This window comes from Enterococcus larvae (assembly GCF_017830045.1).
GTDB classification, from domain to species: domain Bacteria; phylum Bacillota; class Bacilli; order Lactobacillales; family Enterococcaceae; genus Enterococcus_L; species Enterococcus_L larvae.
The window spans coordinates 68,621-93,168 of the sequence record NZ_JAEDXU010000010.1 but is presented as its reverse complement, the minus strand read 5'-3'; the positions used below and the strand labels follow the sequence as shown (position 1 = coordinate 93,168).

The following is a 24,548-nucleotide window of genomic DNA, read 5'->3' as shown; positions in this document are numbered from 1 at the left end:
TTGATCATGAGGATGTTCTATTTTTGGTTTTTTTTTGCCTAAAAACCGCAAAAAATGCTTTTTGTTACGTTAATTTAATATTCGTAACTTAAATGTAATTGTTTTGGGTAGAGTTTTGACAGACTTATATCTAGAGGGGTGAAGAGCTTGGCTGGACACGTAGTAAAATACGGAAAGCATCGCGAACGTAGAAGTTTCGCGCGTATCAGTGAAGTGTTGGAATTACCAAATTTAATCGAGATCCAAACAGACTCTTATCAGTGGTTTTTAGATGAAGGGTTACGCGAAATGTTTGAGGATATTCTGCCAATTGAAGATTTTCAAGGAAACCTGTCCCTGGAATTTGTAGATTATGAATTGAAGGAACCTAAGTACACAGTAGAAGAAGCACGTGCGCATGATGCGAACTATTCGGCTCCTTTACATGTGACGTTGCGTCTGACAAACCGTGAAACCGGAGAAATCAAATCTCAAGAAGTATTCTTTGGGGACTTCCCATTGATGACTGAGATGGGAACATTCATTATCAATGGTGCAGAACGTGTTATCGTTTCCCAGTTGGTACGTTCTCCTGGTGTTTATTTCCATGGAAAAGTGGATAAAAACGGAAAAGAAGGCTTCGGCTCAACAGTTATCCCGAACCGTGGTGCATGGTTGGAAATGGAAACTGATGCGAAAGATATCTCTTATGTTCGTATTGACCGTACACGTAAAATTCCTTTAACTGTCTTGGTACGTGCATTAGGTTTTGGTTCAGATGATACGATTTTTGAAATCTTTGGCGAAAGCGAAGGACTTAGAAATACAATTGAAAAGGACTTGCATAAAAACGCAAGTGATTCCCGTACAGAGGAAGGCTTGAAAGACATTTACGAGCGACTCCGCCCGGGCGAACCGAAAACAGCTGACAGCTCACGTAACTTACTGACAGCTCGCTTCTTTGATCCAAAACGTTACGACTTGGCAAATGTTGGTCGTTACAAAGTAAATAAAAAATTAGATTTAAAAACTCGTTTGTTGAACCTGACATTGGCTGAAACGCTGATCGATGCGGAAACAGGAGAAATCTTGGTTGAAAAAGGCACTGTCCTGACACACCAAGTAATGGAAACATTAGGCGCACACATTGATAATGGTCTGAACAGTATCACTTACTATCCTAGTGAAGATGGTGTTGTAACAGAACCAATGACTGTTCAAGTGATCAAGGTGGAATCACCAAAAGATCCTGAGCGTATCGTAAATGTGATCGGTAATGGCTATCCTGATTCAAGCGTGAAAACTGTTCGTCCTGCGGATATCGTGGCTTCAATGAGCTACTTCTTCAACTTGATGGAGGATATCGGCAATGTGGATGATATCGATCACTTGGGTAATCGTCGTATCCGTTCCGTTGGTGAGCTTTTACAGAACCAATTCCGTATTGGATTGGCTCGTATGGAGCGTGTGGTTCGTGAAAGAATGTCCATTCAGGACACTGAAACATTGACACCGCAACAGTTGATCAACATTCGTCCAGTTGTAGCAAGTATCAAAGAATTCTTTGGTTCTTCTCAGTTGTCACAGTTCATGGACCAAACCAACCCATTGGGTGAGTTGACGCACAAACGTCGTCTATCTGCCTTGGGACCTGGTGGTTTGACTCGTGACCGTGCCGGTTATGAAGTTCGAGATGTTCACTATTCCCACTATGGTCGTATGTGTCCGATCGAAACACCTGAAGGTCCGAATATCGGGCTGATCAACAGCTTGTCAAGCTATGCGAAAGTAAATAAATTCGGTTTTATCGAAACACCGTATCGTCGTGTGGATCGTGCAACTGGTCAGGTAACTAGCGAAGTTGATTACCTAACAGCTGACACAGAGGATCATTACATTGTAGCTCAGGCTAACTCTAAGCTGAACGAAGATGGAACATTCGCTGAAGATGTTGTTATGGCGCGTCTGCAAAGTGAAAACCTGGAAATTGCTATCGATCAGGTCGATTACATGGACGTATCGCCAAAACAGGTAGTTGCTGTAGCGACAGCATGTATCCCGTTCTTGGAAAACGATGACTCCAACCGTGCCTTGATGGGTGCGAACATGCAGCGTCAGGCCGTTCCTTTGATTCAGCCTCGTTCTCCGTTTGTCGGGACAGGGATGGAATACAAAGCAGCGCATGACTCAGGTGCTGCCCTGTTATGTAAACACGATGGTGTTGTAGAATTTGTTGATGCTTCTGAAGTACGTGTCCGTCGTGACAATGGTGCTTTAGATAAATATATGGTAACGAAATTCCGTCGTTCTAATTCAGGAACAAGTTATAACCAGCGTCCAATCGTGACTCTTGGCGAAAAAGTCGAGCGCGGCGACATTCTGGCTGACGGACCATCCATGGAAGAAGGAGAAATGGCTTTAGGACAAAATGTTCTAGTCGGCTTCATGACATGGGAAGGGTATAACTATGAGGATGCGATCATCATGAGTCGTCGTCTGGTAAAAGACGATGTGTATACATCTATCCATATTGAAGAATATGAATCAGAAGCTCGTGATACAAAATTAGGACCTGAAGAAATCACTCGTGAAATTCCAAACGTCGGTGAAGATGCACTGAAAGATTTGGATGAAATGGGTATTATCCGTATCGGTGCAGAAGTAAAAGATGGCGATCTATTGGTAGGTAAAGTAACGCCTAAGGGTGTAACTGAATTATCTGCAGAAGAACGTCTGCTGCATGCGATCTTTGGGGAGAAAGCCCGCGAAGTTCGTGATACTTCTCTACGTGTGCCTCACGGCGGCGGCGGTATCGTTCATGACGTGAAAATCTTTACCCGCGAAGGCGGCGACGAGCTGTCTCCTGGTGTAAATATGCTGGTTCGTGTTTATATCGTTCAAAAACGTAAAATTCACGAAGGGGATAAAATGGCCGGACGTCACGGAAACAAAGGGGTTGTTTCCCGAATCATGCCGGAAGAAGATATGCCGTTCTTACCTGACGGAACACCAATCGATATCATGCTGAACCCATTAGGGGTACCATCACGGATGAATATCGGACAGGTGCTTGAGCTGCACTTAGGTATGGCTGCCCGTCAATTAGGTATTCATGTTGCTACTCCTGTATTCGATGGAGCTAACGATGATGATGTGTGGGAAACTGTTCGTGAAGCTGGTATGGCCAGTGATGCGAAGACCGTTCTTTATGACGGACGTACAGGGGAACCATTTGATAATCGAATTTCTGTCGGTGTCATGTATATGATCAAATTGGCCCACATGGTCGATGATAAACTGCATGCTCGTTCAATCGGACCTTACTCATTGGTTACACAACAACCGTTGGGTGGTAAAGCACAGTTCGGTGGACAGCGTTTTGGTGAGATGGAAGTTTGGGCACTGGAAGCTTACGGTGCTGCTTATACACTTCAAGAAATCCTGACATACAAATCAGATGACGTTGTTGGTCGTGTGAAAACATACGAAGCAATTGTTAAGGGTGAACCAATTCCAAAACCAGGCGTACCGGAATCATTCCGCGTATTGGTAAAAGAGTTGCAGTCGCTTGGTCTGGATATGCGTGTCCTTGATATTGAAGAACAAGAAATTGAATTGCGTGATATGGATGATGACGACGATGATTTGATCACTGTCGATGCATTGACTAAGTTTGCTGAACAGCAATCCGCAAAACAATTAGAAAAAGAAGCGGCAGCAGCGAAAGAAGCAGCTGAAGCTGATGTTGTTCAAAGTATAGAAACTGCCGAAGATCGTCAAGATTAATGAGGTCGTGTCTGGAAAATTCAATTTTCCAGACATAGCCCAGGTGTTGAATTACTGATGAGTTAGACGACTCGTGCAGCTTTTCGCTGTCTAGCTTCACAAGTCAACTCTATCGACGATAAGTCAAACGAACCTCATGATAAAGAGCATCATGTGTTTTGTTCGAGCTTATCGCTCATGAGTTAGACGACTTGTTCAGCTTTTCTTATTATGAAATGGAGGGAACCCCTTTTGATCGATGTAAATAAATTCGAGAGTATGCAGATCGGTTTAGCTTCGCCTGAGAAGATCAGAAGCTGGTCGTATGGGGAAGTAAAGAAACCAGAAACGATTAACTATCGTACGCTTAAGCCTGAACGTGAAGGCTTGTTCTGTGAACGTATTTTCGGTCCTACCAAAGATTGGGAATGTGCTTGCGGGAAATATAAACGTATTCGTTATAAAGGTATCGTCTGTGACCGATGTGGTGTAGAAGTGACTCGTTCTAAAGTTCGTCGTGAACGTATGGGTCATATTGAATTGGCTGCACCAGTATCACACATTTGGTACTTCAAAGGTATTCCTTCTCGTATGGGGCTTGTGTTAGACATGAGTCCGCGTGCGTTAGAGGAAATCATCTATTTTGCTTCTTATGTTGTTATTGATGCCGGTGATACTGGACTGGAGAAAAAACAACTGCTGACAGAGCGTGAGTATCGTGAAAAACGTGACCAATATGGTCAAGGATTCTCAGCAGCAATGGGTGCAGAAGCAATCAAACAGCTGTTGGATGCTGTTGATCCTGATGGCGAAGTTGCCAGCTTGAAAGAAGAGCTGAAGACTGCCCAAGGACAAAAGAGAACACGTGCAATCCGCCGTCTGGATATTTTGGAAGCTTTCCGTTCATCCGGAAACTTGCCAAGCTGGATGGTCATGGATGTTATCCCAGTTATTCCACCGGATCTTCGTCCGATGGTTCAATTGGAAGGTGGACGTTTTGCGACAAGTGATTTGAACGACTTATACCGTCGTGTGATCAACCGTAACAACCGTCTGAAACGTCTGTTGGATCTAAATGCACCAAGTATCATCGTTCAAAATGAAAAACGTATGCTTCAAGAAGCTGTTGATGCATTGATCGATAACGGTCGTCGCGGACGTCCGGTAACTGGTCCGGGTAACCGTCCATTGAAATCTCTTTCTCATATGTTGAAAGGGAAACAAGGTCGTTTCCGTCAGAACTTGCTGGGTAAACGTGTTGACTACTCTGGTCGTTCTGTTATCGTCGTTGGTCCAAACTTGAAGATGTATCAGTGTGGTTTGCCGAAAGAAATGGCAATTGAACTATTTAAACCATTCGTTATGCGTGTATTGGTTCAGCGTGAAATCGCAACGAACATTAAAAATGCAAAACGTAAAATTGAGCGCGGAGAAGATGAAGTATGGGATATCCTTGAAGAAGTCATTCAAGAACACCCAGTTCTACTGAACCGGGCACCTACGCTGCATAGATTGGGTATCCAGGCATTCGAACCAGTATTGGTTGAAGGTCGTGCAATCCGTCTGCATCCATTGGTATGTGAAGCTTACAATGCCGATTTCGATGGAGACCAAATGGCTGTCCATGTGCCGTTGAACGAAGAAGCACAGGCAGAAGCACGTATGCTGATGCTGGCTGCTCAAAACATCTTGAATCCAAAAGATGGAAAACCGGTTGTAACACCGTCTCAGGATATGGTCTTGGGTAACTACTACCTGACAATGGAAGAAGACGATCGTGAAGGCGAAGGTATGGTCTTCCGTGATATGAATGAAGCTGTACTGGCATGGCGTAATGGTTATGTCCATTTACACTCACGTATTGGTGTTCAAACAACCTTGTTGGGAGACAAACCATTTACAGACTGGCAGAAAGAACGTCTGCTGATCACGACTGTCGGTAAGATCATCTTCAACGAGATCATGCCTGTGGAGTTCCCTTACCTGAATGAACCAACAGATTACAACTTGACGGTTCAAACACCTGATAAATACTTTGTTGAAGCTGGAACAGATATTCCGACTTACATCAAAGAACAGGAACTGGTTTTACCGTTCAAGAAGAAAAATCTTGGAAATATCATTGCAGAAGTATTCAAGAGATTCCATATCACTGAAACTTCTAAAATGCTTGACCGTATGAAAGACCTTGGGTACAAGCATTCTACTCATGCCGGTATCACTGTAGGTATCGCTGATATCATGGTTCTTCATGAGAAACAAGAAATCATTGATGCAGCACATAAACAAGTAGAAACAATCACGAAGCAATTCCGTCGTGGTTTGATTACAGATGACGAACGTTATGAACGTGTTATTGCTGTTTGGAACGGTGCAAAAGACGAGATCCAGTTGAAGCTGATTGAAAGTATGGATGCAAAAAATCCAATCTTCATGATGTCGGATTCCGGAGCCCGTGGTAACATCTCCAACTTTACTCAGCTTGCTGGTATGCGTGGACTGATGGCAGCACCAAACGGACGTATCATGGAATTACCGATCATCTCGAATTTCCGTGAAGGACTATCTGTCTTGGAAATGTTTATCTCTACCCATGGTGCTCGTAAAGGAATGACCGATACAGCCTTGAAGACAGCCGATTCAGGTTACCTGACTCGTCGTCTGGTTGATGTGGCACAGGATGTTATCATTCGTGAAGACGACTGTGGAACAGATCGTGGTCTGGAAATTGCAGCAATCAAAGAGGGTAATGAAATCATCGAGTCTCTGGAAGAACGTTTGCTTGGACGTTATACACGTAAAGCAATCAGCCATCCTGAAACAGGTGAAGTTATCATTGGTGCAGATGATTTGATCACAGAAGATATTGCGAAGGAAATCATCGATGCTGGTGTTGAAACAGTAACGATTCGTTCCGTATTCACATGTAACACGAAACACGGCGTATGTAAGCATTGTTACGGACGTAACCTTGCGACTGGTTCAGATGTCGAAGTCGGAGAAGCAGTTGGTACAATTGCCGCTCAGTCTATCGGAGAACCTGGTACACAGCTGACCATGCGTACATTCCATACCGGCGGGGTTGCCGGTGACGATATCACTCAAGGTCTGCCCCGTGTTCAGGAAATCTTTGAAGCCCGTAATCCGAAAGGTCAAGCGGTCATCACAGAAGTTACCGGTGAAGTTATCGATATTTCTGAAGATCCTGCAACACGCCAAAAAGAAGTAACAATCAAAGGAAAAACAGATACACGTACGTATACTGTTCCATATACTGCCCGCATGAAAGTGGCAGAAGGCGATACGATCCACCGTGGTATGCCTTTAACAGAAGGTTCGATCGATCCGAAGCAATTGCTTCAAGTTCGTGATGTCCTTTCAGTTGAAAACTACCTGTTGCGTGAAGTACAACGTGTTTACCGTATGCAAGGGGTGGAAATCGGCGATAAGCATATCGAGGTAATGGTTCGCCAAATGCTTCGTAAAGTCCGCGTTATGGACCCAGGTGATACAGATATCTTGCCGGGAACATTACTGGATATTGCTGAATTCAAAGACCGTAACTACGATACACTTGTTGCCGGCGGTGTTCCTGCGACAAGTCGTCCAGTATTACTTGGTATCACGAAAGCCTCTCTGGAAACAAACAGCTTCTTATCTGCTGCGTCCTTCCAGGAAACAACTCGTGTGCTGACAGATGCTGCGATCCGTGGTAAGAAAGATCCTCTACTTGGTCTGAAGGAAAATGTTATCATCGGTAAGATCATTCCTGCTGGTACAGGTATGGCTCGCTACCGTAACATGGAACCTAAAGAGGTTAAAGTAGCCAGCGAGAATGTTTACAGTATCTCTGATATTGAAGCACAGATGGCTGCTGAAGATGCATTGAATGAGCTAAACAAATAAGAAGATACGTTCTTCTTGATAGTTAAAAAACCGTTCCCCAAGCCTTAAGACTTGAGGAACGGTTTTTTTATGGTTAGAGCTACTTCATGAGTTTCTTCAACGCAAACGACAAGGCGAACCAAAGAAAAGCACTGAGCATGATAGTAATGATCCAGCCAAAGGTGTTTTTTTCCAACGGTAAGGGCATGTTCATGCCGAAGAAACCGGTGATGATGGTTGGAACAGTCAATAGAACAGATAGAACGGTCAAAACACGCATCCCTTCATTCAAGTTATTGTTTAGGATATTGGTATAGGTGCCTGACAATTGCTGAAGAATTTGTGAAGACAGCTGGGTCATTTCAACCAGCTGTTTTGCCTCAATCAATGCATCGTCCAGCTCTTCTTTTTCAAACTCAGATAGTCCTTTATAAAGTTGATGGGTTTTTACCTGTTCTAATAGCACCACATTTTGCTTAGAAGCAGAAACGAAATAGACAATTCCTGTCTCTAAATCCGACAGCAATAGTAGATTTTGCTTGCTGGTTTTTTCTTTCAGCTTGTCATTGACCCTTTTTCTGCCAGTATTCATCTCTTCGACATAAGGGAAAAAGAGATCAGTGATCAGAAACAGCGTGCTGAACAGAAATTTAAAAATTGTTATTTCCGGGTTTCCATCTAAGTATTTTTCCATTTCCAAGAAAATATATTTATTCTTTTTATTGGTGATAGTAATGAAGCGATTGTCCTTGATGATGAAAGTCATCGGGATCGTTTCATAGTGGTTATCGATTTTTTGTCGATTCGGCACATTGAAAATAAGAACAAAGGTATTTGTCTTTGAATCATAGTCTAAGTGAGCCCGCTCATTTTTATCCAGAGAATACTCAACAATTTCATCGTCGATCCCATATTCTGCGTAAATGTTTTTCAATGCTTCTTTATCTTCAGTATTTATATTGATCCAGCTGGATTGTTTGTTATTGAATGGTATTTTTTTGATCATGTTCTTTCCTCCTGATACGATGTAAAAGCCCTCAATAGTTTACCAGTCTTTAGTGAGAAATGACAGACTAAAAAAGTAGAATGCAAATTTTCTTGTATCCGAAGTAGTTTACCCATAGAATAATAGCTGATAGGATTGATTTTTTGTTGAAGCTGTCGAAAGAAACAGCAGTTGATATTTAGAATGGATCAACCTTTCCTGCTAAGTAGGTGAGATGCTGTATATAGGATAAAAATTAGAGAATAGGAGGACGAGCGTATGCGCTTTTTGATTGCACCAGATTCGTTTAAAGAAAGCTTGTCTGCATTAGAAGCAGCGCAAATCATCAAAAGGGGATTTGAGAAGGTTTTTCCGCATGCTGATTATGAATTACTGCCAGTAGGTGATGGTGGGGAAGGCACGGTAGCTGCTTTGTCTGCCAATATGGGATTGACAGAAATGAGTAAGAAAGTGGCGGGGCCATTTGGTTCTGAAGTAAAGATATCTTACACCTCAGATGGTAAAACAGCATTAGTTGAAATGGCGGCATTAGTTGGTCTGCAGGCTATTCCAAAGGAAAAAAGAGCGCCGCTCCGCCTATCAACCAGAGGTCTAGGAGAGTTGATCCGAGACTTGGCAGAGGAAGGTGTCGAAAAGCTGTTCATTGGCGTCGGTGGAAGTGGAACAAACGATGGCGGCATTGGTATGGCGGAAGGTTTGGGCTATACTTTTTTTGACGAGGCTGGTGATAGGCTTGAAGCGATTGGTGAAAATTTGGGGAAGGTAGCTTCTTTTCAACCGCCGCAAGGGTTAGCTGAGCTGAAGCTGCCGGAAATCACTGTAATCACAGATGTGGCTAACCCTCTATGTGGAGAAAATGGTGCAGCATATATTTTTGGCCTTCAAAAAGGTTTGGCTGAATCACAAATGGGCGAGGCAGATAAAGCTATGCATCATTTTTATTCTCTGGTTTCCCCTAAGATCATCGATGTGCCGGGAAGTGGAGCAGGTGGTGGTATGGGAGCAGGATTAGTAGCTTTCGCTCACGGAAAGCTTGTCTCAGGGATCGATTATGTACTGGATCTATTGGCGTTTGACGAAAAGGTGGTTACAGCGGATGTTGTTATTGTCGGTGAAGGGAAAATGGATGGTCAGAGTATGGAAGGGAAAGCTCCTGTTGGTATTGCTCGCAGAGTCCCTAAGGGTATACCGGTAGTGGCAATCTGTGGAAGTACTGGTGCTGGGAGTGAACAAGCTGTTGAATATGGGATTGATGCTGTTTTTTCAACAGTCAATGAACCGGCAGATCTACAGACTGTTTTAGCTGAGGCGGAGACAAATCTGGAGCGAACTGCTGAAAATGTAGCAGCTTTGATAAAAGCTGTTGGAAAGCTATCAAACCAATAGCAGTGCTAGATAGAAAGGGGGGATTTCTTGAAGAAAGAACAGGTTCAGTGGCGAAGCTATCAGACACGAGTGCTTGCCAATTTAGAGAGTTATTTGGATGATCAAAGTATTCATTTGATTGCACCGCCGGGTTCGGGGAAAACACTATTAGGTGTGGGTATCACGCATCGCCTGCAGAAAAAGACATTGATTTTAGTACCGTCCTTGATTTTGAAGGAGCAATGGTTGGCTGTTTTAAGGCAATATGATGATTCTCTGGCTATCTCAGAAAACCTGCTTGATTCAGAGGTCGTTACAGTAACAACTTATCAGGAACTGTACAGCAAAAAAAGGGCAGAACCGCTCTTTTTTGCAGAGGAAGGTATTGAGTTTTTAGTATTGGATGAAGCACATCATCTGAAAAACAGCTGGTCAGAGGTCCTGCTTCAGCTAAAGGGAAATGCTCCGGATTTGCAAACCCTATCCTTGACTGCGACACCGCCCTTTGATGCAGCTGGGAAGGAATGGCAGCGATATGTAGAATTAAATGGAGCGATCGATGAGGAAATTTCAGTTTCAGAGCTGATCAAGGAAAAGGTTCTTGCACCGTATCAGGATTACGTTTACCTAGTTCCTGTAACAGCAGAAGGCTATCGAAAATTTGAACAGTTTTTATATGAACAGGAGCAAATCAGGCAAGTGCTGTGCAGTGATCAGGAAGTCACCGACTACTTATTACAACAGGATTTTCTACAAACGCCTTTGGAAGAAACTGAATTTATTTATAAAAATTTTGATTACTATCTTAGCTGCTTGTTTTATTTGAACGAGCAAGATTACGAGTTGAGTAAGGATCATTGGCTAGTGCTTGGATTGGATAAGCGAATGACAATTCCTGAACAGTCGAAAAAATCGCTGATTGATTTGTATACACAGTTATACAAGAGCCAGCCTGAGTTAACTATTTTTACTTATCTGGAGAAGATGAAATGGTTTTATGATAGTAAACTTCATCTATTTCCGGAGTATACCTTGAACAATGAATATAGGCAGAATATCCCGCAGCTGAAAGAGGCAATCAGCCATATTGTGATCAAGGAAGAAAGTTATTTGGGGCAGGAACTGTCCTGTGTGGTTTTTCTGGATCGTATCAAAAAAGAGGTTCTGCAGGGGGAGGATATGGAATGGTCCTACGGTGTAGTTCCGATTTTTCTAACCTTAAAGGATCTGATTCAACCGCAAACGGAACTGGCAGCGATTTGCGGAGAGTTTCTATTGATCAGTCAACAGCTGGGGGACAGGTACTATTTAGGTTACAGCGAATTTTTTCAAAAGCATCCATTATGTGATGGTTACTACTATCTACCATTAACTGAAAAAAACAAAGCAGAAATCTTATCACAGACGACACAGCTTTTGGATCAAAAAAGGCTTCATATTTTAGTCGGAACAATCAGTCTGCTGGGTGAAGGCTGGAATTGTCCGGCAATCAATACAGTGATTTTAGGGAATCGTTCATCCTCGTACGTTCAAATCCAACAAATTCGCGGGCGTGGGCTAAGAAGGTCTTCTGAGAGTAAATTAACAAATATCTGGCATTTAGGCTTGGTTTTTCCCAATGTTCCCTTCGCTGAACAGCCGGATATTGCTCCTATCATCAAGCGCTTGTCGTATATTGAAGGGATAAATGAGTTTGAAGCACCACCACTGATCACGACCGGCAATGAACGGTTTGATCTTCCAGGGGAAGCAACATTGGAGCAAATCAATACCTATACGCACCAGCAATTGTTTATGGCGGCTGAAAGAGAGCAGCATCGGGAAACTTGGCAGAAGGCGCTGGTTCGAGGGTCTCGCTTGTCGATGCCGCTTTTCCTCAAAGAGATAAGTAAAAAAAATGAGCAGCAGCATTTCCTGACAATCAAGGAACAGCCGAAAAAGGGCTTTTGGTCTTCTCTAACAGCCGGAGAATTATCCAACTATTTCAGTGAAAGAAAACGAGAGCGAAACTGGCGCAGGAAATGTCGGCAAAAGGAACAGCTGCTGCAGGCTTTGTTGGATTTACTGAAGCAGGACCAGCTGATTGCTGAGGAAGATCAGCTTTACACAGCTATTGAGGCAAACAGCTTCTATTGTGAAGTGAAGACAGTCAGTTATCATAATGAGCGACTATTCATTGACGCAGCAAAGGAGATGCTTGAAGCAATCGAAAATCCAAGGTATTTGCTGCTGATTGGAGGAAATACCTATGCTGTACCAGAGCGTTATGGAAGGAAAAAGCAAGAAGCCGAGCATTTCTTGAAAGCAATCCGTAAAAAGATTCCAAGTGTTTCCATTGTCTATACTAGAAATCCAAAGGGACGAAGGTTGCTGGTTGAAGGACGGATGCAGACACTGATTCATGAGAGAAGAGAAACAGTTATTCAACAGAAAATCTGGCGTTGAGACTATTTCCTATATGATGGCAGAGACGCTTGATTAATATAGAAGCAATCTAGTAAAGAAAAAATGAACGGTGTGCTATTCATCATAAAATGACCGCCCAAGGCTAGGAACGTAATGCTAGCTTTGGGCGGCTGCCATTTTTTTTATTCGCTGCCTAATATCTGATTGATTTCTTGGCTGAACAGATCAGCTTTTCCACCGAAGACAGCTTGAATACCACCATCGATTTCTAGTACAGCTACGGCCCCTAAACGTTTGATCTGATCCTTGTTTACAGCGGTGCTGTCCTTGACGGCTACTCTTAACCGAGTGGCACAAGCCGTGACAGAATCGATGTTTTTTTCACCACCGAGGGCGTCAATGATAATCAAGGAATCATCATAAAGTGCATTGGTTCCCTTTGAAGCAGGAGTTGTTACAGCTTCTATTTCATCACTACTCTCCATTCCGGGAATTGCCACCTTGAATTTTTTGATGAAGAAAGTAAAGACGAAGTAGTAGATTGCTGCCCAGACTAAGCCTAATGGGATTACATAGAGCCAATGAGTGCGATCCTGTCCTTGGAAAACACCGAACAACAGAAAGTCGATCAAACCGCCGGAAAATGAATTTCCAATGCGGATATTCAATAAATCGGCTGCGAGAAATGAACAACCATCTAAAAAAGCATGGATAACGTACAGCCATGGTGCCCCAAATAAAAACATATATTCAATCGGTTCTGTGATCCCTGTCAAAAATGATGTCAATGCGCCGCTGGCATACAGGCCGCCGGTATTCTTTCTATTCTCTTTAGGAATAGCTCGATACATTGCAAAACAGGCTGCGGGAAGCCCGAACATCATTGTTGCAAAACGCCCTGCAAAAAAGCGTGTACCATAAGTAAATAGACCTGTGTGATTTGAATCTGCCAGCTGAGCAAAGAAAATATTCTGTGCCCCGACAATTTGTTCACCGGCTACAACTTCTACGCCGCCTAAAGAGGTGTACCAGAACATCGGATAGATCGTATGGTGTAACCCGACGGCCCCTGTCAAACGAAGTAAGAAACCGTAGAGGAAAGTCCCGAAACTTCCCATACCTGCAACTGCTTCTCCTGCACTAGTCATTACTTGTTGGATCGGCGGCCAAATCAGAAAGAAAATGACACCGATTACAATTGCTGCCATGGAAGAAATGATGGGTATGAAGCGGGAACCGCCAAAGAAGCCTAAGAATCTGGGCAGCTCGATTTTACGGTAACGATTATGGAGAAAAGCAACCGTTCCACCAATAGCAATAGATCCGACAACACCAGTATCGATCGTGTTGTCAGGCGAAAATAATTGCAGTAAACCACTGATCGTTGCAGTATAAACAAGGAAAGAAACTCCACCAGCCAAACCAGCAGTTCCTTTGTCCCCGTTTGCCAAACCAACAGCCAAACCGATAGCAAAAATAAGTGCTAAGTTACTAAAAACGGCATTCCCCGCATTGCTCATGATCGTTAAAATAGTCTGCAGCCATTGCTGATCCAGCCAAGGATATGCTTGAATGGCACTGGCATTTGACAACGCTCCGCCTATACCTAGCAAAAGACCAGCAGCTGGTAAAATAGCAATAGGCAGCATAAATGCTCTTCCTAACTGTGAAAATTTCTTAAACATAAAAATCCTCCTTCATCTTTTGGTAACTCCTTAGTTGATTGCATCAATAAAACGTGCAGCGATTTCCTTCGGACGTGTGATTGCACCGCCAACGACGATTCCGGCAACACCTAGTTTATGAATTGCAGCAGCTTGCTCTGGTGTGTGAATTTTCCCCTCTGCAATAACGTCTATTCCAGCAGCAGTAAGCTGTTGAATCAAGTTGAAATCAGGCCCGTCAGATGGTGTACTTTCCTTCGTATAGCCAGCCAATGTCGTTCCAACAAAATCTACTCCCGCCTCCCAAGCGAGGATACCTTCTTCAACTGTGGAAATGTCTGCCATCAAAAGAATATCCGGATATTTTGATTTGATTTCCTGTATATTTTGAGCAACGGATTTTTCGTCAAAACGCTCTCTTTCTGTGCAGTCTAAGGCGATAACAGGAACGCCGGATTCAGCTAATTCATCCACTTCTTTCATCGTTGCGGTGATAAAAGGCTCTTGGGGTAGATACTCCCGCTTAATGATTCCGATGATTGGTAAAGATGTCACCGCTTGAATTTCTTTGATGTCACGTACAGAATTTGCTCGAATCCCCACTGCACCAGCCTCCTGGGCAGCTTTAGCCATCAGGGGCATGATTCCGCCTAGGGCGGAGTATAACGGTTCGCCAGGGAGTGCTTGGCAGGAAACGATAATGCCGTTTTTTATTGCGGATAGAAATTCGTTCTTTTTCATTTTTTCCTCCAATATTTTATTTTCGGAGAAAAACTCCGAATTTGATTCTAATATACTACACTCCTCCACAAAAGTAAATATGGAGGGGCGGAGAAATTTGACAAAATTTGTAAATCAATGGAAAATAGAGAAAACATGAAAAAGTGGAGCGTACTTATGAGCTATTTAGAGAATATACATGCCAATTACACCTATCTAACAAAATCAGAAAAAAAAGTAGCTGATTATATCGTTTCTTCGGGAGAGAAAGTCCTTCATCAAACGTTGGTAGATATAAAAAAAGCGACAATGGTCGGTGATGCTACGATTGTCAGATTCTGTCAAAAGCTTGGCTATAATGGATTTTCCGATTTGAAGATCGATATTGCTAAAGAAGGATTCCCGTCCTCGGCATCAAATCATGCTGATTCTTCAGAGAAATCATTTGTTAAAGTGGTGGAGAATCGCTTGATAAAGGCAATACAAGAGACCAGTGTATTGGCGGATGAAGAAAAGCTGAAAGCAGCTGTTGAATACATTTACAACGCTAAAAATATCTATATATTTGGTGTAGGTTCCAGTGGGATAACTGCGAGAGATATGGAATCACGTTTTTTACGGGGTGGTGTCGAAGCAAAAGCAATTACAGATTCGCATTATCAAGCGATGAGTGCTTCACTGTTTACTAAAGAGGATGTTGTGATCGCTCTGAGTCTTACTGGAAAAACTAAAGATATCTATGATGCATTATCAATTGCCAAAGAAAACAAAGCAACGATCATCGCCATCTCCAATTATGTGTTGTCTCCGATTGCTCAAATCAGTGATGTCGTGTTGCAGACAGCGATCGAAGAGTATCTATTGAATGGTGGATCTTTGACAGGAAAGGTTTCTCAAGTATTTGCAATTGATTTATTGATCACATATTATGAGAAAACTTATGGTATCAACGAGCTTCAAATGAGGGAAAAAGTGGCACGCTCTATCATCAATAAGCAGATGAATTGAGGCCGTTATAGCAGCTGTATCTTCGGGTTTAAGAAAATCGGGTAGAGTATACTATAGCTGCGTTGAAGTAGCTGTATTCTTGAGTGGGCTGAACAGAGTTTTGAAAAGGATCAATGGAAATGATTGTTTATTTATGGCGCTCTGACAGATCGGTGTCAGAGCTCCATTATCCTTTTAGAGTGCAGATAATTGTTGTTCCTTCTGGAATAAGCGTATGATGAAGAAAAAAAGTGGAGGGACGATCATGAGTATGCAGTATGAAAAAGCAATTTTTGCCGGAGGTTGCTTCTGGTGTATGGTACATCCTTTTGATGAACAGCCGGGCGTTATTTCTGTCGTGTCCGGATATACCGGAGGACATGTAGAGAACCCAACCTATGCGCAGGTAACGACTGGAACCACCGGTCACACAGAGGCTGTTGAAATCACCTTTGACCCAACAGTTTTATCGTATAAGGATTTAGTAGAAATCTACTGGCAACAGACAGATCCGACTGATGCATTGGGGCAATTTGCGGATCGAGGAGATTCCTATCGTCCAGTGATTTTTTACATGAACGAGGAACAGAAGGAGATTGCGGAGGCATCGAAAGCTGCATTACAAAATAGCGGTCGCTTCACCAAACCAATCGTAACAAAAATTGAGCCGGCACAGCCATTCTATCCTGCTGAAGAGTACCATCAGGATTATTATCAAAAGAACAGTCTGCACTATAATCTATACAGACAAGGTTCCGGCCGTGCAAAATTTATCAAGGATCATTGGAAAAAATAGCAAATAAAATCGAGGACTGAACCACTTGAACAATCGCCCAACACAGACGAGCAGTTCAAATGGTTCTTTTATTACTCGAGCTACTTAAATAGAAATACTGAGAATAATCCAATTGTTAAAAAAGGGACGAACGGAAGCTGTGTGATTCTCTTTCGAAAAAGGAGCTGCTGGGTCATGCTGTAAAGCAGTGCACTTGTACTTGCTGAAAATAGCAGTAGTAAAATGCTTTCCCACCCAAGCAGCAAGCTCCAACAGCCTAATAATAAAATATCACCGCCGCCGATGGCTTGTGGAAAGAGCTTGTTCAAACCGCAAAGAAAGAGGCTTATGATAAGACCGGCGGCTAGGTGCAGGGAGAATGAACACCAAAGCTGCCAAGCCAATAAAGTGATAGAAAAGGAATAAAATATCCTTGGTTCAACAATCAGATAGAAGCAGTCTGTCAATGAGAGAAGCAGGCCCATACTCAAAAATAAGAAGAGATAAAGGGAGGAGGGATGCAGCCCCTGAGCAAAGCAGAAAACACAAAGAAATCCGCCTGCCAGTTCACTGATAAAATAGATGATTGGTAGTTGTTTAAAACAAGATCTGCATTGGAATTGTTGGGTTGTGATGGACAGCAATGGGATCAATTCATAAAAAGAAAGCCTTTGTCTGCAATAGGGACAGTGTGAGGCTGGGGAAAGAATAGATTTCCCTTGCGGCACTCTTTCTGCAATCAGACAATAGAATGAACCCAGACAGCATCCCAGAATGAATAGTATTACTTGTGTCATATTATTCCTCCCTTCAAAAGAAAATACGCAAAAATAGTAAATTTTTTTATTTCAGGTAGACTTTTCGGAATCTTTTAGGAATAATAGACTATAAGAGTAGTTGAATAGATAGGAATGACAGAGTACATAGATGGAGGAAAAAACACATATGAAAAAAACTGCATTGTTCATAATTGCTGTTACAGCGCTAGTTCTTACCGGCTGTAACAAAGCAATACCAGCGGATGAAGCCGGAGAGCTGCTTATCGACCGTTTGATTTATCAGGAACGGACGAATGAATTTGCTGATGCTTTTGAGGATGGTGTGAAAACCGGAGAAGAGCTGGATAAGAATGCTGAGAAGTTTGAAGATGATTTTTTGGAAGGGTTATTAACAGGTGACGAGAGTGTTTCTGAAAGAGATGTTGCCGGACTCACTCAAGAATTGCTGAAGCAAATGAGAGAGAAGACAAGTTTCAAGGTTGCCGGAATCAAAGAGGAGAAGGATACAGCGACGATCACTTACTTTATTACCGGATTGGATCTGGTGAACGCAGTGAAGGAGATGACCCGTACGCTGATTCGAGAGGCGAGTGAAGCGGCAGAACAATCTGAGGATGAGGCAAGCGGTGAAGAGACTCTTCAGTCTGCTATTACAATCTTGACCGAACGGATACAGGTTATAAAGATAGAGAACGACTCTATTGAAATGGATTTGAGGCTGGAGAAGGCGAATGGCAAATGGTTTATTCCTGACGATCAGAAAGAAGTAGTGTCTAATATCTTTATGGCGTTTATTTCCGGAACAGAGAAACCTGAGGAACTGGATGAAGCACTCAACGAAGTGACGGATGAAGTGATGAATGAATTATTAGATGATCTTTATAGTCAGCCGGCATTGGATGAAAATACTTCTGATGATGAGCTGAAAGATGCTGTAGATGACCTGTTAAGAGAAGCGCAGGAAAGTACGGAGGAGTCCTCAACAAGCGCTTCGGAATAGAATGTAATTATTATCAAAAAATAAATATTCTAATTTTGAGTGATTTTGTTGTACTTTCCATTCATTTCATAATACAATGATAGTATAGAATATTAGGTGTATGGAACTCACGAAATAATACTTTATACGAAAAATGACGATTGTCTGGCACACAGATAATAAAGGTCATTTTTACCATTGTTTATTTCGTCGTATTCATATAGAAATAGGAGGATGAAGAAATGAAATTTGAACAAACAAAAGAAGTATTGAATCAGTTAGTAGCAGATTTAAGCCAGTTTTCAGTAGTTATCCACCAAACACATTGGTATATGCGCGGCCCTGAATTTTTGACGCTGCATCCATTAATGGACGAATTTATGGATGAAATCAATGATCAGCTGGACGTGGTTTCTGAACGTCTGATCACTTTAGATGGTTCTCCTTATTCTACATTAAGAGAATTTGCGGATAATACCGGAATCGAAGATGAAATCGGAAATTGGGATCGTACAATTCCTGAACGCATGGAAAAATTAGTAGAGGGCTACCGCTACTTAGCTGATCTGTATCAAAAAGGGATCGATGTTTCCGGCGACGAAGGCGACGACTCTACTCAAGATATCTTTATTGCCAACAAAACAGATATCGAAAAGAAAATCTGGATGATTCAGGCAAAATTAGGAAAAGCACCTGGCATTGATGCAGATACACGTACTAAAACCAGATAATTAAGACTTGAAACTATAAATAGCTAGAAGAAGAGCGAGACAGTGACTCCGGTTGGAGTAAGTCTCGCTCTTTTTCTTTTATTCTCCAGCTAATTGAGCCGTGGCTTTATTAATTGCAGCTGTTACCTGCTCAAAGCCTGTACCACCCAGTGAATGCCGACGCTCAACAGCTGTCCGTGAAGCCAGTGCAGTGTAAATATCTTTTTCAATCAAAGGTGTAATGCTTTGATACTCTTCTAACGGAACATCCTGTAGATAGGTGCTTCTTTTCGTACATTCTAATACCAACTTGCCGACGACCTCATGAGCTTGTCTGAAGGGCATACCCTTCGCAGCCAAATAATCAGCCAATTCTGTTGCATTAGAGAAGTCTTTCTCTGTGGATTTCTCCATGATTTCCTCGTTGATTTTCATGGTATCGATCATGCCAGCCATGATATCCAAGCTGGTCAGAATCGTATGAGCAGTATCGATCATGCCTTCCTTATCCTCTTGCAAATCCTTATTGTAAGCCAGAGGAAGACCTTTCAATACAGTCAGCAAACCAAATAAGTTGCCAAAAACCCGTCCAGATTTCCCACGAATCAGCTCAGCCATATCTGGATTCTTTTTTTGCGGCATGATCGAGCTGCCGGTGGAAAAGGTATCCGTCAACTCGATAAATTGAAATTCATGACTGCACCATAATATAAGTTCCTCGCAAAAACGAGTAAGGTGCATCATCATGATCGAGCTGTTGCTCAAAAATTCTAAGATGAAGTCTCGATCACTCACGCCGTCCAGACTATTTTCATAAACAGAAGAGAAACCAAGCTCTTTTGCTGAATATTCTCGGTCGATTGGAAATGTCGTCCCTGCTAGTGCAGCACAGCCTAAAGGAGAAATGTCGATCCGTTTCAGGCTTTCTGAAAAACGTTCCTGATCTCTTGTCAGCATGCCGTAATAAGCCATTAAGTGATGCGCAAAAGAAATCGGCTGTGCATGCTGCAGGTGAGTATAGCCGGGCATGATCGTTTCTACATGCTTTTCCGCCTTCTCCACCAGAACATGACGGAAGGTATGGATTTTTTCGATGGTTTGTTGAACAATTGTCTTCAAATACAAATGCATATCGGTAGCGACCTGATCATTTCGACTTCTGCCTGTATGGAGCTTCCCAGCTACGGTGCCTATCTCCTGGTGAAGGAAGGTTTCTATATTTAAATGGATATCTTCATTTTCAATGCTGAAGGTCAGTTCCTCGTTCGCCAGCTTTTCTTGAACTGCTAACAGACCGTTCTTGATGGTTTCCGCTTCATCTGCATGAATGATTCCTGTATGTCCCAGCATTTTCACGTGAGCCAAGCTCCCTTGGATATCCTGTGCAGCCAATGCCTGATCGAAAGAAATAGATGCACCGAATTCATCGATCCAGCTCTCGCTCTTTCCTTCGAAACGTCCGCCCCATAGTTTTTTCATGTTCGTCACCTCATTATGATTTGTTTTTTCATTAAAGAAAAGGACGGTTCGTCTATCTCTACTTCATAGACGAACCGTCTGTATTGTATTTCAGGGGTAATCACACCCACTCGGAAGCGATATCTGAGTGGATATGATTCGTGATGAAAGCCTTGCTGTACTCGTTATTTCATCCCGCAGAACGAAAGGAGCCTCTCTAGAAGCAAGTATCGAAAAAATGTGTTGGGTATCCTTATTTACAGCGCGCTGTAAAGGTCATCTCTCTATGAAACACATTCTATTCTTCTTTGTTTACCTGTGCCTGTACTTCTGCATGAACCTTCGTCGGCAAGCCCCACAGCTTGATAAAGCCGATTGCTGCATCTTGATCGAAGGTATCCGCGGATGTATAAGTTGCCAGCTCTTCATTATATAAGCTGTTGGCTGACTTTCTGCCCTCTACGATGGCATGTCCCTTGAACAGCTTGACACGTACAACGCCGTTCACATACTTCTGTGTTGATTTTAAGAAGGCAATCAACGCATCGGTCAGCGGATTGAACCATAAGCCATCATAGATAACCTGTGACAGCTGATTTTCAATAGTTGGTTTGAAATGAGCAACCTCACGAACAAATGTCAGGTCTTCCAGTTCTTTATGAGCAGTCATCAAGGTGATTGCTCCCGGACATTCATAGACTTCACGTGATTTGATGCCTACCAGTCTGTTTTCCACGTGATCGATCCGACCGACCCCATGCTTGCCGGCTAAATCATTTAGATACAAGATCAACTCAGACAAAAGCATTTCTTCTCCGTTGATTGCTGTTGGAACACCCTCTACAAATGTGATTTCAATGATATCTGCTTGATCAGGCGCATCTTCTAAGCTGGCTGTCAGCTCGTATGCCCCCTCTGGAGGTGTTGCCCATGGATCTTCCAAAATGCCGCATTCGTTTGCTCTGCCCCACAGATTTTGGTCGATAGAATAAGGATTATCTAAATCAGCTGGAACAGGCACGCCTTTTTCCAGTGCATAATTGATTTCTTCCTCACGTGACCATTTCCATTCACGAACAGGAGCAATGACCTTGATCTCAGGTGCCAATGCATTGATTGCCACTTCAAAACGGACTTGGTCGTTGCCTTTTCCTGTACAGCCATGAGCAATCGTTGTTGCGCCTGTTTCTTTTGCCAGCTCTACCAGTTTTTTCGCAATCAGTGGTCGTGATAGTGCGGAAACCAACGGGTAAGACTGTTCATAGAAGGTATGTCCTTGTAATGCAATCAAGGCGAATTCTTGAGCGAACTCTTCCTTTGCATCAATGGTATAAGAAGCCGAAGCCCCCACATTCAAAGCCTTCTCCTTGATAAAGGCCAAATTCTTTCTCTCGCCAACATCCAAACAGCAGGCGATGACATCATAGCCTTCATCTACTAACCATTTAACCGCGACGGAGGTATCAAGCCCTCCGGAATATGCTAATACTACTTTTTCTTTCATCAAATGCACCCCTTGTTTAATCTCAAAAATTGAATTGAACTTATCATAGCATTTGAAAATTCAAAAATCAACCATTTTTGTAAATAAATATGCAGAAAAATGCATTTTTGTAATAAAATATACATTTAGAAGGAAGGGAATTCGCTGGAAAGGGCGTGATACAGTCTTTTTTACGATGAATAATGGGAGTGTTTTTTTCCTTTTGAGAATCAAAAAGCCGCAAAACATCAATAGTTAAAATTTTTCTTGTACATTTATGTGCAGTCTTCAGTTGTAAGTTGTTTGAATAGATTTGAGATTCGACTTCCTTTCAATATATACGCATTGATTTATTGCTATCTTCTGAATAATTGGGGCTTCCTCCTAATCAAGGCATAATCTTATTTTATTATTGAAATGTTATGATTTTTATTGAAGAAAGATATTTAAGAAGTTTGGGGAGAGTTAGGAAGGAGATGGTGAGGATGCTGCTCATAATATAGAAGGTGAAAGTGTATGGGAAAGAATAATATTGAGGGGGAATAAGATTTTGAAATAATTATTTTAGTTGAGAGATTGCTTTTTTTTTATGAAAAGTATTGTCTATTTTTTGTGGAGATCGTCTGTCTGTTTTGCTGTCGCATAATAAAAAAGTACTGCTGGCTGTCCTAGAAGGACTCCGGCAATACTTATATATCATAAGAATTGTAGTATCAGCGGTGGTACAACCGATCTGTTTATCTGATTCTGATATTTAAATAAAAAAAAGAAGCAACTTCGTATTCCAGTAGTTACTTGCATAATTGTTCTTATATTATTCATTTATTTAAAAAAATACTGAATTAGAGGCATCATTTCCTTAAAAAAAACCTATATTTTCTCTTGTAATGAGTAATTACAAGAGATGGAAAGGATGGTTTTTCTTAATTCAATACGATTATAATACATGTTTTTTCGCAAGTCTATATAGAAAACGAAACATTTCTCTCATGTTTTTTAGTTATATTGTAAAAAAATGAGAAAATTTACAGTTTTTTTAGTTTTATTTTCTAAATCTTACTATTTATTTTAAATGATTGTCTTTGTAAAAATATATAAAACGTCAAATGAAGCGTCATATAGGAGTGTGTATCTATTGGTTAAAAGAGGAGAAAACATTTATAAAAGAAAAGACGGTAGGTGGGAAGGTCGATATAAGAAATCGAGAAGCAAGAATGGCCGGATCATTTATGGCTATATTTATGGGAAAACGTATAGTGAGGCACGAGAAAAGCTTCTAGAGAAGAAGCAGCAATATTCCGGAAACACAAATAGAGTATTTGAAGGGACGCTTGCCGAATGGCTGGATTACTGGCTCTATACAGCAATAAAGGATCAGGTAAAGCAGTCGACATGGACAAGCTATGAATCGAAAATAAGAAATCACATTATTCCTTCTCTAGGAAAGAAGAAGCTGCATTTATTGGAGAAAGAGCATATCAACATGTTTGTTCAACAGCTGTCTACTGAAAACTATTCAGACAACACAACTAAAAATATCATTACTATATTAAAAATCAGCATCAACTACGCTGTTGATAATGGTTATTTAGTAACCAACCCATGCAGAAGCATCTCTATCTCTTTTACAAGTAAAAGCAATGCTGTTCATGCCTTGACGACCAATGAACAGAAAAAGTTGGAAGCTTTAGCTTTTGAAGAAAAAGGTAGTTCTGCTGTGATCATTGGGTTGGCTACTGGAATGCGGGTGGGAGAAATTTGCGGTTTAAGATGGGCAGATATTGATTTTGAGCAAGAGATGATTAATGTGAACTGCACGCTTCAGAGAATACCGAATCCTGATGATTTGAACAGGACAAAAGTGCTGATCAGTACACCGAAAACAAAAAGCTCGATTCGGAAAATCCCATTAGGTAAGTTTCTCAAAATGTATCTACTCAAAAAGTATGGAGAGAGTGATTCTAAATATGTGGTTTCTACTAATGGAAATCATACAGAGCCTCGTATGGTCAATTATCATTTGCGAAAGCTGGTTCGGCAGGCGGGCATAACGCCTATTCACTTCCATGTATTGAGACATACGTTTGCTACACGCTGTGTGGAAAATGGTGTGGATATTTCCTCGCTTAGTAAATTGTTAGGACATAGGTCAACAAAGCTGACTTTAGATACCTATGCAGATTCTCTATGGGAAAAAAGAAGGGAGGCTATGGCCGTCATTGATCAACGGCAATTTGATTATTCTGAAGTTATTAACCGTCAATAATACCGTCAATTGTTATTCTAACACCTGTATCAGGACTTGATACAGGTGTTTTTCTTGTAATTACTCATTACAAGAGAAAATTTGTAAGCACTGCTAAATCATCCGTTTTGAACTACATGTAACAGAGGTCAACTAAATTATAGATGGGAGGGCCATTTGATAATTTTAAGTTGAGGCAATCTGGATTCTTCAACAGTGCAGGTGCTTGTTATTACTATCTAGATTATAAGCTGTTTGGCGGAAAATCGTATTTAACTTGCTCTGGATTTGTAGTGGAAAGCAAACGTAATGGCAAGCGATAGTGAATACCCAAATAGTTAG

General features: G+C 41.8%; 15 protein-coding genes. 9 read left to right on the top strand and 6 right to left on the bottom strand.

Going from position 1 to position 24,548, the window contains the following annotated elements; all coding sequences use genetic code 11:
• The first annotated feature begins 147 nt into the window (after window positions 1-147).
• Together rpoB and rpoC are read left to right on the top strand one after the other, a co-directional pair.
• Window positions 148-3,765 (top strand): DNA-directed RNA polymerase subunit beta, encoded by a 3,618-nt coding sequence (gene rpoB / locus I6N96_RS16500; protein ID WP_209558669.1) that lies wholly within the window; start codon window positions 148-150, stop codon window positions 3,763-3,765.
• Window positions 3,766-3,996: 231 nt separating this feature from the next.
• A complete protein-coding gene (gene rpoC / locus I6N96_RS16495; protein WP_283811223.1) occupies window positions 3,997-7,650 on the top strand; it encodes a DNA-directed RNA polymerase subunit beta' in 3,654 nt (1,217 codons plus the stop codon).
• Window positions 7,651-7,729: 79 nt separating this feature from the next.
• On the opposite strand, the gene I6N96_RS16490 is transcribed toward rpoC, so the two are convergent.
• Entirely contained in the window at window positions 7,730-8,635 is a 906-nt protein-coding gene (locus I6N96_RS16490; RefSeq protein WP_209558667.1) for a magnesium transporter CorA family protein, read from the bottom strand.
• Between the two features lie 258 nt (window positions 8,636-8,893).
• Between I6N96_RS16490 and I6N96_RS16485 the strand changes: the two genes are divergently transcribed.
• Both I6N96_RS16485 and I6N96_RS16480 read left to right on the top strand, forming a co-directional pair.
• Window positions 8,894-10,021: a glycerate kinase family protein gene (locus I6N96_RS16485; RefSeq protein ID WP_209558666.1), complete on the top strand. Its 1,128-nt coding sequence runs from the start codon at window positions 8,894-8,896 to the stop codon at window positions 10,019-10,021.
• 27 nt (window positions 10,022-10,048) lie between these two features.
• Window positions 10,049-12,445, top strand: a complete 2,397-nt coding sequence (locus tag I6N96_RS16480; RefSeq protein ID WP_209558665.1) for a DEAD/DEAH box helicase family protein — start codon at window positions 10,049-10,051, stop codon at window positions 12,443-12,445.
• A gap of 143 nt (window positions 12,446-12,588) precedes the next feature.
• On the opposite strand, the gene I6N96_RS16475 is transcribed toward I6N96_RS16480, so the two are convergent.
• Both I6N96_RS16475 and I6N96_RS16470 read right to left on the bottom strand, forming a co-directional pair.
• Window positions 12,589-14,091, bottom strand: a complete 1,503-nt coding sequence (locus I6N96_RS16475; RefSeq protein WP_209558664.1) for a PTS transporter subunit EIIC — start codon at window positions 14,089-14,091, stop codon at window positions 12,589-12,591.
• Window positions 14,092-14,121: 30 nt separating this feature from the next.
• On the bottom strand, window positions 14,122-14,811 hold the full coding sequence (locus I6N96_RS16470; protein ID WP_209558663.1) for an N-acetylmannosamine-6-phosphate 2-epimerase: 690 nt from the start codon (window positions 14,809-14,811) through the stop codon (window positions 14,122-14,124).
• A gap of 156 nt (window positions 14,812-14,967) precedes the next feature.
• Between I6N96_RS16470 and I6N96_RS16465 the strand changes: the two genes are divergently transcribed.
• Together I6N96_RS16465 and msrA are read left to right on the top strand one after the other, a co-directional pair.
• Entirely contained in the window at window positions 14,968-15,798 is an 831-nt protein-coding gene (locus I6N96_RS16465; RefSeq protein WP_209558662.1) for a MurR/RpiR family transcriptional regulator, read from the top strand.
• Between the two features lie 244 nt (window positions 15,799-16,042).
• The gene (gene msrA, locus I6N96_RS16460; protein ID WP_209558703.1) at window positions 16,043-16,573 is read left to right on the top strand and encodes a peptide-methionine (S)-S-oxide reductase MsrA; all 531 of its coding nucleotides are present in this window, start codon (window positions 16,043-16,045) and stop codon (window positions 16,571-16,573) included.
• An 80-nt stretch (window positions 16,574-16,653) separates the two neighbouring features.
• Here msrA and I6N96_RS16455 read toward each other — a convergent pair whose 3' ends face one another.
• Window positions 16,654-17,349, bottom strand: coding sequence for a prepilin peptidase (locus tag I6N96_RS16455; RefSeq protein WP_209558661.1), 696 nt, complete (start codon window positions 17,347-17,349; stop codon window positions 16,654-16,656).
• A 148-nt stretch (window positions 17,350-17,497) separates the two neighbouring features.
• Here I6N96_RS16455 and I6N96_RS16450 point away from each other — a divergent pair, with 148 nt between their 5' ends.
• Entirely contained in the window at window positions 17,498-18,331 is an 834-nt protein-coding gene (locus tag I6N96_RS16450) for a DUF5105 domain-containing protein (protein ID WP_209558660.1), read from the top strand.
• A gap of 221 nt (window positions 18,332-18,552) precedes the next feature.
• Entirely contained in the window at window positions 18,553-19,041 is a 489-nt protein-coding gene (locus I6N96_RS16445; protein ID WP_209558659.1) for a Dps family protein, read from the top strand.
• Between the two features lie 78 nt (window positions 19,042-19,119).
• On the opposite strand, the gene argH is transcribed toward I6N96_RS16445, so the two are convergent.
• Entirely contained in the window at window positions 19,120-20,499 is a 1,380-nt protein-coding gene (argH, locus tag I6N96_RS16440; RefSeq protein ID WP_209558658.1) for an argininosuccinate lyase, read from the bottom strand.
• A gap of 277 nt (window positions 20,500-20,776) precedes the next feature.
• On the bottom strand, window positions 20,777-21,982 hold the full coding sequence (locus I6N96_RS16435; RefSeq protein ID WP_283811222.1) for an argininosuccinate synthase: 1,206 nt from the start codon (window positions 21,980-21,982) through the stop codon (window positions 20,777-20,779).
• Between the two features lie 1,114 nt (window positions 21,983-23,096).
• Here I6N96_RS16435 and I6N96_RS16430 point away from each other — a divergent pair.
• Window positions 23,097-24,227 carry a tyrosine-type recombinase/integrase gene (locus tag I6N96_RS16430; protein WP_209558656.1) on the top strand — a complete coding sequence of 377 codons (1,131 nt, stop codon included), beginning with the start codon at window positions 23,097-23,099 and terminating at the stop codon, window positions 24,225-24,227.
• Window positions 24,228-24,548: the final 321 nt, after the last annotated feature.